The organism is Leptobacterium meishanense (genome assembly GCF_037645805.1).
In the GTDB taxonomy this organism is placed as follows: domain Bacteria; phylum Bacteroidota; class Bacteroidia; order Flavobacteriales; family Flavobacteriaceae; genus Leptobacterium_A; species Leptobacterium_A meishanense.
Window position 1 is genome coordinate 220,149 of record NZ_JBBEXE010000001.1, and the last position, 12,496, is coordinate 232,644.

11 protein-coding genes are annotated in these 12,496 nt (G+C 35.5%); 9 read left to right on the forward strand and 2 right to left on the reverse strand.

Going from position 1 to position 12,496, the window contains the following annotated elements:
• Window positions 1-63: 63 nt before the first annotated feature.
• Entirely contained in the window at window positions 64-645 is a 582-nt protein-coding gene (locus WBG21_RS01030; protein WP_340073893.1) for an RNA polymerase sigma factor, read from the reverse strand.
• 241 nt (window positions 646-886) lie between these two features.
• Between WBG21_RS01030 and uvrA the strand changes: the two genes are divergently transcribed.
• Window positions 887-3,667, forward strand: coding sequence for an excinuclease ABC subunit UvrA (uvrA, locus tag WBG21_RS01035; RefSeq protein WP_340073896.1), 2,781 nt, complete (start codon window positions 887-889; stop codon window positions 3,665-3,667).
• Here uvrA and WBG21_RS01040 read toward each other — a convergent pair.
• A complete protein-coding gene (locus WBG21_RS01040; protein WP_340073897.1) occupies window positions 3,664-4,722 on the reverse strand; it encodes a DUF3667 domain-containing protein in 1,059 nt (352 codons plus the stop codon). The two genes, uvrA and WBG21_RS01040, sit on opposite strands and share 4 nt — an antisense overlap.
• A gap of 159 nt (window positions 4,723-4,881) precedes the next feature.
• Here WBG21_RS01040 and WBG21_RS01045 point away from each other — a divergent pair, with 159 nt between their 5' ends.
• The 8 genes from WBG21_RS01045 to lepB all read left to right on the forward strand — a co-directional run bounded on the left by WBG21_RS01045 (window position 4,882) and on the right by lepB (window position 12,496).
• Window positions 4,882-5,526 carry a peroxiredoxin-like family protein gene (locus WBG21_RS01045; RefSeq protein WP_340073899.1) on the forward strand — a complete coding sequence of 215 codons (645 nt, stop codon included), beginning with the start codon at window positions 4,882-4,884 and terminating at the stop codon, window positions 5,524-5,526.
• A gap of 111 nt (window positions 5,527-5,637) precedes the next feature.
• Window positions 5,638-6,804, forward strand: a complete 1,167-nt coding sequence (locus tag WBG21_RS01050) for a hypothetical protein (protein ID WP_340073901.1) — start codon at window positions 5,638-5,640, stop codon at window positions 6,802-6,804.
• Window positions 6,805-6,922: 118 nt separating this feature from the next.
• Window positions 6,923-7,801 (forward strand): SDR family oxidoreductase, encoded by an 879-nt coding sequence (locus tag WBG21_RS01055; protein ID WP_340073903.1) that lies wholly within the window; start codon window positions 6,923-6,925, stop codon window positions 7,799-7,801.
• A 98-nt stretch (window positions 7,802-7,899) separates the two neighbouring features.
• A complete protein-coding gene (locus WBG21_RS01060) occupies window positions 7,900-8,685 on the forward strand; it encodes a ParA family protein (RefSeq protein WP_340073905.1) in 786 nt (261 codons plus the stop codon).
• The gene (locus tag WBG21_RS01065; RefSeq protein WP_340073907.1) at window positions 8,686-9,591 is read left to right on the forward strand and encodes a ParB/RepB/Spo0J family partition protein; all 906 of its coding nucleotides are present in this window, start codon (window positions 8,686-8,688) and stop codon (window positions 9,589-9,591) included. It abuts the gene before it with no gap.
• Window positions 9,588-10,187 (forward strand): DUF5683 domain-containing protein, encoded by a 600-nt coding sequence (locus WBG21_RS01070; RefSeq protein WP_413789388.1) that lies wholly within the window; start codon window positions 9,588-9,590, stop codon window positions 10,185-10,187. The genes WBG21_RS01065 and WBG21_RS01070 overlap by 4 nt, the downstream gene beginning before the upstream one ends.
• A gap of 3 nt (window positions 10,188-10,190) precedes the next feature.
• Complete coding sequence (gene dapB / locus WBG21_RS01075) at window positions 10,191-10,892, forward strand: 4-hydroxy-tetrahydrodipicolinate reductase (protein WP_340073909.1); 702 nt, start codon at window positions 10,191-10,193, stop codon at window positions 10,890-10,892.
• Between the two features lie 53 nt (window positions 10,893-10,945).
• A complete protein-coding gene (gene lepB / locus WBG21_RS01080; protein ID WP_340073911.1) occupies window positions 10,946-12,496 on the forward strand; it encodes a signal peptidase I in 1,551 nt (516 codons plus the stop codon).

Sequence of the window (12,496 nt, forward strand, 5' to 3'; positions counted from 1 at the left end):
CATATTATAAATTTTGTATGATAATATTAAATTCATAACGCAGCAAAAAGATGTTTATTGTTTCTAGTTCGTTAAAACTATATTTTTCTTATTTATAATCTTCCGTAAATTGATGATAGCATAACGCATCCTACCCAATGCAGTATTAATGCTTACACCTGTAGTCTCTGCTATTTCCTTGAAGCTCATGTCTTTATACATACGCATAACCAGTACTTCTTTTTGATCTTCTGGAAGCTCTTCGATTAATCGGCGAAGGTCACTTTCAACTTGGTCTTTAATAATTTGTTTTTCTGCATTCAAAGAAGAGTCACTAATAAAAGAAAAAATATTAAAATCATCATTCCCCTCAAACTTTGGCATCCGGTTATTTTTCCTGAAATAATCAATTGTCAAATTATGTGCTATCCGCATCACCCAAGGTAAAAACTTACCTTCTTCATTATAGGCTCCGCGTTTTAGGGTTTTGATAACCTTTATAAATGTGTCTTGAAAGATGTCTTCAGTAACGTCCCTATCAAAAACTTTCGAGAATACAAAACTATATATCTTTTGAGAATGGCGATTGATAAGTATTTCTAATGCAGTTTCGTCGCCCTTTAAGTACTTTTCTATTAAAGTAGAATCTTTGGGTAATTGCTCCATAAAATTACTTTTTAGGTTAATTCACATAGTCACATAGATGATGTGAGCTACTATCGATTTGGTTGACTAAAAAGTAATTTTATATATAAGCAAGTGTTTTTTTAGGTTGTTATTTGAATCAAATATACTATTATTCACTAATAAAAAACAAATTTTCTGTTTCTTTTTTTATTAAAATTCTTTTTATCCTTCTTTTTAAAGGCGCTGCAAGATTAGTATCTTTGCGGTTATTTTATAGCAAATGATAGATGTTTCAACGTTAGACTCAAAAGATTTTATCCTTATTAAGGGTGCTAAATTGCATAATCTCAAAAACGTTGATGTAGCTATACCTCGTAACAAATTGATTGTAATAACAGGGCTTTCAGGCTCCGGGAAGTCCAGTTTAGCATTTGACACACTCTATGCAGAAGGACAAAGAAGGTATGTAGAAAGTTTATCATCTTACGCCCGGCAATTTCTCGGCAGGCTTGATAAACCTAAGGTTGATTACATAAAGGGCATTTCCCCGGCTATTGCCATTGAACAAAAGGTGATTTCGACCAACCCTCGCTCTACAGTTGGTACAAGCACTGAAATCTATGACTATATCAAACTCCTTTATGCAAGGATTGGGAAAACTTTTTCACCTGTTTCCGGCCAAGAAGTCAAAAAACATACAGTTTCTGATGTTATTGACCATGTAAAATCATTTCCGGAAAACACTAAACTGTTACTACTTTCCGCTGTTCACATCCCTGAGGGCAGAGAAGTTTTAAAATTTTTAAAAATACTCACTCAACAAGGTTTTGCACGTATAAAATATCAAGGCCAGATAGTAAGGATCGATGAAATTAATAAAGAAATAACTCGGGACTTTGAATTGGTTGTTGATCGTATCGTTGTTAGAAAAGACGAGGATTTTTTTAATCGTCTTGCAGATGCTGTAAACACTGCTTTTTTTGAGGGAAAAGGAGGTTGTATTATTGAAGAAGTAGTTTCAGGTAAAAGGATGGTATTTAGTAATCTATTTGAATTAGACGGTATGCAATTTCCGGAGCCCAATGCTCATTTGTTCAGTTTTAATAATCCTTATGGTGCATGCCCTAAATGTGAAGGCTATGGAGATGTTATTGGAATTGATGAAAGCCTTGTAATTCCAAATACCGGATTATCTGTATATGAAAATGCTATTTTTCCATGGCGAGGTGAAAGTATGAGCTGGTATCGGGACCAACTGGTAAACAATGCCTATAAATTTGATTTCCCCATACATAAGCCTTGGTTTGAGCTTACCGATGAGCAAAAACAATTGGTGTGGAACGGGAATACATATTTTGAAGGTTTAGATGATTTTTTTTCGCAACTGGAAGATAAAAGCTATAAAATTCAAAATCGGGTAATGCTATCCCGCTATCGTGGAAAAACAAAATGTGCCGTTTGCAAAGGAAAAAGATTACGTCCGGAAGCAAATTATGTAACAGTTGGTGGCAAAACTATTTCAGACCTAGTTGAAGTACCTATTGATAAGCTGATGCCTTTCTTTGAAGAACTTAAGGTATCCCCTCATGAGGAGAAAATTGCTTCACGGCTTCTCAAAGAAATTAAAAGCAGGCTCTCCTTTTTAGCAAATGTAGGACTTGAATACTTAACGTTGAACAGAAAATCCAATACATTATCCGGTGGCGAATCACAGCGTATCAATTTGGCAACCTCATTAGGGAGCAGCTTGGTAGGGTCTATGTATATTCTTGATGAACCAAGTATAGGGCTGCATCCCAAAGATACGGAAAGGTTAATAAGCGTCTTGAAATCGCTTCGAGATCTAGGAAACACTGTTATTGTTGTAGAACATGATGAAGATATCATGAAAGCTGCAGATACCATTATTGATATTGGTCCCGAAGCAGGTTCACATGGAGGAGAAATTGTAGCAACAGGCACTTATGATGATATTCTTGAAAAGGATACACTGACTTCTAACTACCTGAATAAGCGCATGGAAATCAAAGTTCCCGAAAAAAGAAGGGTTTCCAAAAGTGTTATAATGCTTAAAGGTGTTCGGGAACATAATTTAAAAAATATTAATGCTAGCTTTCCTCTAAATTCCTTAACAGTGGTTACCGGAGTGTCCGGTAGCGGAAAGAGTACATTGGTTAAGCAAGTTCTTTATCCTGCAATTCTGAAAGAAATTGGGGAATACGGAGAAAAACCAGGACAATTTTCAACAATTGAGGGGGCATTCAATGCTATTACATCAATAGAGTTTGTAGATCAAAACCCAATAGGGCGCTCGTCCAGATCTAATCCTGTCACCTATATAAAGGCATATGATGATATTCGTAGTTTATTTGCTAACCAAAAATTATCGAACCTCCGAAATTATAAAGCCAAACATTTTTCTTTTAATGTAGATGGCGGGCGTTGTGAATCATGCAAAGGAGAGGGCGAAGTAACTATCGAAATGCAATTTATGGCTGATGTACACCTAGAGTGTGAAACCTGTAAAGGGAAACGTTTTAAAAAAGAAGTGCTCGAGGTTGTTTTTTATGAAAAAAATATTGATGAAATCCTCAATATGACTGTTGATGAAGCTATTGAGTTCTTCTCACTGCATAAACAAGATAAAATTGTAAATAAAATTAAACCTTTACAAGATGTAGGACTTGGATATGTGACCTTGGGACAGTCTTCTTCTACCCTTTCAGGAGGGGAAGCCCAACGCATAAAATTAGCCTCTTTTCTTATTAAAGGAAGTACAAAAGAAAAAGCATTATTTATTTTTGATGAGCCTACCACAGGGTTACACTTTCACGATATACAAAAACTATTAAAATCATTTGATGCTTTAATCGACAAAGGACATTCAATTATTGTCGTTGAGCACAACATAGATCTCATAAAATGTGCAGACTATATTATAGATTTAGGCCCTGAAGGAGGTGATCGAGGTGGAAATATAGTTGCCCAAGGAACTCCTGAAGAGATTGTTAATAATAAAGAGTCCTATACTGGGAAATACCTTTCCAAAAAGCTTTCTTAATATAAAGAAAAGGCAATCAGCAGCATAATTATAAAAGAAAAGGGCAGTATGAACATAAAGTAGGTGAATGATAACAAACCTAACTTAATGAACGTAATAAAATATCCCTGTTCATAAAAATGTTTCATTGCTAAAAACAGATAGAACACTGTAGAAAAAACTATCAGATAATCTACCCAATCAGGAATATTTACTATAAAATTGGCCAGTAAAATGATGCTGAACACTATAAATAAAAACGTAAAAAAGTAAAAGCTGAATACAATATGATGAGCGAAATGACCTCTACGTAAATAAAAAATCTTGAGTAACAGCGCAAAAATAGGCAGCAAAAAAAACATGGAGATTGGAATAGTATCATAAAATGTTTTTAAAATACCTCCTCCTTTTTGTTCATATAGTTTTAACCCCTGACCGGCCAAAAACTTCCCTATTCCCTTACTCTCTTTAGGCAAGCCAAGAGCTGCCAGTTTTTCTTCCTTAGAAGCCCCGGCAGCAATTAATGAATCTAACTTTGCCATATTAAAGCTCGTCTTTATTCCTTGGTTAGGGCTTTCTAATATAGAATCCAGCTTTTTTAAATCATCTTCTTTGATGTTTACATCCAATTCTTTTAATTTCTCTTTTTGATTTTTAACAATCTCTTGAGCCCTTAAAAGATTAACAGAATCCTTTTTAGATATAGAATCTATTGTTTGTTTTGGCACAAAGGCCTTTTCTATAACCTTGTCAAATTCTTGTTGCTGTCTGGATATTACAATGGAAAACAGAAAAAAGAATACTACTGAAACAAATAAATAGTATTGTGCAGGATGTAGGTAACGCAACCGTTTTCCTTCTACAAACTTTTTGGCCAAGTATCCAGGACGAAACAACAATGGAAAAAAACTCCTAAAAAAACGCGCGTCTACAGAAAAATAATTACTAATGGTATTACTGAACAATACTCCTATGGTAAGCTCGTCATCTGATTTCTGCCCACAATATGGGCAATACGAGAACGTGCTATTAAAAGAAGCCTCACAATTTCTGCAAAAAGTCTGTTTTTCTTTCAAGGTTTTTAAGGTGGTTGGTTATTGGAATAAAAATAAGTATTCTAATTACTATAAGCAATTCTTTTATATTTTTTAAAATTTATATCCTCCATCCCTGTAATGATCAATAAGCTATTACGGCTAAGCTTAATAATAGAAAATAACATTAAAAACTATTTTATGAGTCTAAAAGAAAAATTAGAAGCACAGCAAACCAATTTTAGAAAAGGTGCTGATGCAAAGATTTTGAACATTTTTGATAAAACTACCAATAATTTGACCAAACAACACATTTCTAACCAGGCCTTAAAAAAAGGAGATATTGCACCACATTTTTCATTACCAAATGCTACTGGAGAGACAATAAGCTCTACCTCATTACTAAAAGATAATGACGCGTTGGTTATTTCTTTTTATAGAGGGACGTGGTGCCCTTATTGCAATCTTGAAGTGAACGCACTAAAAGAAATACTTCCACAAATTCATGAATATGGTGCTGAGCTTATTACCATTTCACCACAGACGCCTGACAATTCCTTAAGCATGAAAGAAAAAAATGCACTTTCTTTTGAGGTTTTGAGTGATGAAAATAATAATGTAGCAAAAAAATTTGGACTTGTATTTAAACTCCCTAAAGAGCTTTATGAACTGTATATCCAATTTGGGGTAGATTTAAAAGACTATAATGGGAATGACACATATGAGTTACCTATGCCGGCTACTTACATAGTGAACAAAAAAGGGGAAATTATATACAGTTTTATTTCCGAGGATTATACAAAAAGAGCAGAGCCTTCTGATATTTTAGACTGCTTAAAAAATTAATTGTTTGATTTTCAGTACAATATGTATAGTTTCGAATTTTTGGCATGCTGTTTGGTATTATAATGATGAGATCGATCGAGAATCATTGTTTAACATTAAATCCATAACGTCATGAAAAAGATTATACTCATCATAGCAGCAGTATTCATCGGGTTGTACACAACTATAGCACTTGGTAATACAAAAGAAGTTTTTAGTACTTATTATTATGGATATGGAAACTCGTTCATCTTTACAGAAAGAGGTATTACATTTTCTGTATATCCGGATGGGCAATTTGATTTTTACATTAACAATGGTTCCTATGTAAATGCAAATGTAGGTTTTGGCAATGTAAACATCAGTTTCAATTCAGGTTATAATTATGATGCCTATGTACAGTATGACGACTATGGCGCTGTCATACAAATAGAGAACGTCCCCATTTATTATGATTATTATGGAAGAGTATCACGCATAGGTTCTGTAAATATTCATTACAATTCAGGAAGAGTTGTTCAAATCGGAGGGATGTATGTTCACTATAATCCCTACGGATATTACAGCCACTATACTGGGTTTATAAACACATATAACAGGTATTACACCTATCATAATTACCATAACTATTTTAGAATACCTTATGCAATGCACTGTATTGTAAACTATAGGCCATATAGAATGTATTACAATCCTGTAAGATATACTTATTACAGACCCTATAGCAATAATCATAGAGTACGGTATGCTAATGTAGGTACTAAATACCGGTATAGTAACAATAGAAGAAGTGTCTATAGAGATGATAACCGTGTTAGAGAACGAAATAACAATACGGCATATAAAAGAAGTTATAAAAGAGACTCAAACAGAGCGAGTAATAATATAAACAGAAATGCAAGCAGAAGCAATAAGAGAACCTATGAAAGAACAGGTGCCGTAAGGAGAAATAGTGCTACTACTGCTAAGAGAAGTTATAGCGAGCCTAGGACAAGTACTTATAAAAGAAGCGCAACACGAAAAAGTACTCCAAGCTATAAATCAAAAAATATGAGAACTCGTAGTATTACAAGTACCCCGGCTAAAAAAACATCCTCATATACACGTAGTAACAACAGTGTAAAAAGGCAAGCCGTTAAAACAAAAAGCAATACCTATACAAAACGGAATTCAAGTAAATCTGCTTTAAAAAACAATATTATAAGTTCAAAGAGGAATAACTACAGTAAAGCCCGCAAAACTTCAAACACGACTTCCTCAAGAACTGGCAAAAGCTTAAGAACCAGAAGCCGAAATTAAAACATGCCGGTTAGCATGAAAAGACAGGAACACATATTAGTATCCTGTCTTTTTTATTTTACAAGAAGCCATAATACATTGCCTTATAATTCCTATATTCGTTTATTATATAAATATTATGGATTATACGAAAAAGATGCTCCAGGAAGGAGCTTTAAAGGATAAAACTATTGTAGTTACCGGAGGCGGTAGTGGTTTAGGAAAAGCGATGACCAAGTATTTTTTAGAACTAGGTGCCCAAGTAGCCATTACTTCCCGAAACATAGAAAAACTACAAAATACGGCTCAGGAATTAGAAACAGCAACCGGAGGAAAGTGCTTGCCATTACAATGCGATGTGCGCCATTATGATCAAGTAGAAGGTATGTTAAAAGCCACTTTAGATGCTTTTGGGAGTGTAGATGTATTATTAAATAATGCTGCCGGAAATTTTATCTCACCTACGGAGCGTTTATCAGCAAATGCTTTTGATACCATTATTGATATTGTATTAAAAGGGACTAAAAATTGCACATTGGCATTTGGGAAACACTGGATAGCTGCTAAGAAAAATAATGCAACCATTCTTAATATTGTAACTACCTATGCATGGACAGGTTCTGCATATGTGGTTCCTTCTGCAACAGCTAAAGCAGGTGTCTTGGCAATGACAAGGAGCTTGGCTGTAGAATGGGCTAAATATGGTATCCGTAGCAATGCCATTGCCCCCGGCCCTTTTCCCACCAAAGGTGCATGGGACCGTTTACTCCCTGGGGATTTAAAAGAAAAATTTGACCTGGCCAAAAAAGTTCCACTCAAGAGAGTTGGTGATCATCAGGAACTGGCAAACCTTGCCGCATATCTTGTTTCTGATTTCTCAGCATACGTGAACGGAGAAGTTATTACTATAGATGGTGGAGAATGGCTCAAGGGTGCAGGGCAATTCAATATATTAGAGGCTATTCCTGAAGAAATGTGGGATATGCTCGAGGCCATGATACGAGCGAAAAAAAAGTAAGGAGTGCACAATATTTTGATTAACCTTGTGTTAACAAAATACATTTTCAAAACCCGTAAATAATCGTATTTTTACCTTTCTAAATCTTATAACAACTTATGGGCAAAATAATTGCTATAGCGAACCAAAAGGGGGGTGTAGGAAAAACAACAACCTCTGTTAACCTAGCAGCTTCTTTAGGGGTATTAGAAAAAAAAGTCCTTTTGATTGATGCTGATCCACAGGCAAATGCCACATCCGGGTTGGGTATCGAGGTTGATAATGTTGAAAAAGGCAGCTATCAATTATTGGAGCATACCATTTCGGTTGAAGATGCTATTGTAAAAACAGTATCTCCAAATGTTGATATTATTCCGGCTCATATTGACCTTGTCGCTATTGAAATTGAGCTGGTTGACAAAGATGATAGAGAGTACATGCTCAAAAAAGCCGTTCAGGATATTAAAGAAGCATATGATTATATACTGATAGATTGCGCACCTTCTTTGGGATTGTTGACGCTTAATGCACTTACTGCAGCTGATTCTGTAATTATTCCCATACAATGTGAATATTTTGCATTAGAAGGGCTTGGAAAACTTTTGAATACTATAAAAAGTGTACAAAAAATACATAACCCCGATCTCGATATCGAAGGGTTATTACTTACTATGTACGACTCACGTTTACGCCTTTCAAACCAGGTGGTAGAAGAAGTAAAGAAACATTTTAATGAAATGGTGTTTGACACGATTATTCAACGAAACGTACGGCTTAGTGAAGCCCCCAGTTATGGAGAGACCATCATTGATTATGATGCTACCAGTAAAGGAGCTTCTAACTATCTAAACCTAGCCAATGAGCTCATAAAAAAGAACAAAGAAAAAAATACGGAAGAAGTATAAATGGCAAAGGCAACTAAAAAACAAGCATTGGGGCGTGGATTATCAGCATTGCTGAAAAATCCTGAAAATGATATTGAATCAGTAGAAGACAAAAACGCTGATAAAGTTATTGGCAATATCATAGAACTAGAAATTGATGCTATAGAAGTAAACCCTTTTCAGCCAAGATCCAATTTTAATGAAGAAGCCTTAAACGAGCTTGCTACTTCCATAAAAGAACTAGGGGTTATTCAGCCTATTACTGTCAGGAAAATAGGTTTTAATAAATACCAATTAGTTTCAGGAGAACGACGTTATCGTGCCTCTAAATCAGTTGGTTTAGAAACTGTTCCTGCATACATACGCATTGCCAATGACCAAGAAATGCTAGAAATGGCATTGGTGGAAAATATCCAACGACAAGATTTAGACCCTATAGAAATTGCCCTGTCGTACCAACGGTTAATTGATGAAATAAACCTTACGCAAGAACAACTAAGCGAACGGGTTGGAAAAAAACGGTCAACGATAACTAATTATTTGCGTTTGCTTAGGCTTGATCCTATTATTCAAACAGGGATACGTGATGGGTTTATTAGTATGGGGCATGGTAGGGCGCTCATCAATATCGAAAGTACTAAAAAACAATTGGAAGCTTACGAAAAAGTGATTGCGGGAGAATTGTCTGTACGTGAAACTGAAAAATTGGCCAGATCACTTCAAAACAATACTTCTCTTTCCGTAAAGTCCACGAACTCAACTTCTGATAAACATTCTGCATACATTGAAGAGGGAATAGCTCAAATAAGAGCATATTTGGCTGCTAAAGTGACTGCCAAAGCATCTAAAAATGGGAAAGGCAAGATTATCATCCCATTTCAATCAAAAGAAGATTTTATCCGGATCCAAAAACTATTAAAAAAGTGACAAGAAAAATTTCAAGCTTAGTTTTGTTTCTTGTCCTATTCTCAATTTCAATAGTAGCTCAAAATAAAGAAAAGGATACGATTATCATTACTGATAATAATTTTATTAAAAAAAGTATGAACCCTTTATCCCCTAGTAAAGCGGCTTTTTATTCCGCGGTATTACCGGGACTTGGACAAGCATATAATAAAAGCTATTGGAAAATACCTATTGTTTATGCCGCTATTGGTACAGGCGTTTACTTCTATGTAGATAACTCCAATCAATACAACCGGTACCGGGATGCCTTTAAAAGACGCTTGGCAGGGTTTACAGACGATGAGTTTTATGATATAAACGGCTCCGGTATTGACCCCGGAAACCCAGATGTCTCTGATGAGGCTTTGAGGGATGCGCAAGAAGTCTTTCAGCGACAGCGTGAGCTCTCCCTTATCATAACCATTGGTTTGTATGTCCTGAACATTATTGATGCTAATGTAGATGCACATCTAAAACAATTTAATGTAAATAATGACCTCTCTTTCAAGCCTGTAATTCAACAAAATACTATAGATATGAGAATGAATTATGGAGCTTCACTAACTTTTGATTTCTAAAAAATGAAAATAGCTCTTTTGGGATATGGGAAAATGGGAAAAGCAATTGAGAAAATTGCCATTGAAAGAGACCATGAAGTGATCCTTAAAATTGATAAAACCACTCCTACGTATGAGATCACGTTAGCTGATGTTGCTATTGATTTTAGTACACCATCTGCAGCGTATAAAAATATTTCTCATTGCCTGATAAACAATGTCCCTGTGATATCAGGCACCACAGGTTGGTTAGATGATTATGATAATGTTGTAAAGCTTTGTAACAAACACAACGGAGCCTTTATTTATGCTTCTAATTTTAGTATGGGTGTTAATGTTTTTTTTGAATTAAACGAACATCTTGCCAAAATGATGAAGCAATTGGATCAATACGATGTTCAGATCGAAGAAATCCATCATACACAAAAGCTAGATACTCCTAGTGGAACAGCGATTTCGCTGGCAGAGGGCATTATCAAAAACACCTCTAAAAAAACTTGGAAACTCAATGAAGGTGACAAAGAAAACATTCCTATTATTGCCAAACGGATTGAAAATATACCCGGCACTCATACAATAACTTATGAAAGTACAGTAGATAGTATTGAAATCAAACATACAGCACATAACCGGGAAGGCTTTGCAGCAGGAGCGGTGATAGCTGCCGAGTGGATTGTAGGTAAAAAAGGGGTGTTTACTATGAAGGATGTGTTAAACCTTCACTAAAATGTAACAAAAGAAGCTATTATTGCACTAAAGAAATATAAAATAAAAGTATTATGACAATGACACAATGGGCAGTATTCTTTTTAATACTGCAAGCAGTTCACTTTATAGGGACCTGGAAATTATACAAAAAGGCAGGAAGACAGGCTTGGGAAGCGCTCATCCCTATATATAATGCATACATACTAATGAAGATTATTAACAGGCCTTGGTGGTGGGTAATACTTCTTTTTATACCAATTATCAACGTTATTATGTTTCCTGTTATATGGGTAGAAACGATCCGCAGTTATGGTAAAAACACAAATCTGGATACTGTACTAGTGATTGCTACCTTAGGTTTTTATATCTATTATGTGAATTATATTGTAGATGTAACATATGTAGAAGACCGGAGCCTAAAACCCAGAACTAGTGCGGGAGAATGGATTAGTTCCATCCTGTTTGCAGTTGTAGCAGCTACTATTGTACACACATATTTCATGCAACCCTATGTTATCCCTACATCTTCATTGGAAAAAACACTATTGGTTGGTGACTTTTTATTTGTGAGCAAATTCCATTATGGAGCCAGAACACCCATGACGACAGTTGCTTTTCCTATGGTACACGATACCATACCTGTCATAAAATCAAAATCATACTTAAATACTCCACAACTACCCTACTTCAGGATTCCTGGCTTTCAAAAAATAAAACGAAATGATATTGTAGTATTTAACTGGCCGGTAGATACCGTCCGTTTTTTCAGAGATCCTTCAAACATTCATATCGATAAACCAATTGATAAAAAATCAAACTACGTAAAGCGGTGTGTAGCAATTCCTGGAGACTCTCTGGAAATAAAAGATGGATACATCCATATAAATGGAAAACGAACTGTACTTCCTGACAGAGCTAAACCACAATATGGTTATCTCGTGCAAACTAATGGGCAAGGGTTTAACCCTAGATATATGTATGAACGCTATGGTATAACTGATGGATTCGGGAGAGTAAGTGAAAATACTTTCTATTTTTCTTCACTTACGGAGGCGGCAGCTGCCATGCTAAAAAACAATCCTAATGTAATCAGTATCACCCGTAGAATTGACAAAAAAGAAGATTACGATCCTTCCATTTTTCCCCACCAGCCTGCAAAGTCATGGACAGGGGATAACTTTGGCCCTATCTATATCCCTGAAGCAGGAAAGACCATAGCATTAGACATAGATGTTTTACCATTGTATAAGAGGATTATAGAAGAATATGAAGGTAACAAGCTGGAAGTAAACGGAAATCAAGTTTTAATAAACGGACAGGAAACAACTTCATATACGTTCAAACAGGATTATTACTGGATGATGGGGGACAACCGACACAACTCGGAAGATAGCCGTTACTGGGGCTATGTACCATATGACCATGTTGTAGGTAAGCCTGTTTTTATTTGGATGAGTTGGAATTCCAACGCGAGCGGTATCATGAACAAAATTCGATGGGAACGTCTATTTACTACTGTAGGTGGCAATGGTGAACCGGTTTCTTATTTTAAATATTTTTTGATCCTGTTAGCTATTTGGTTCGGATACAGCCAGTATCGGAAGAGAAAAAAGAAAGCATAG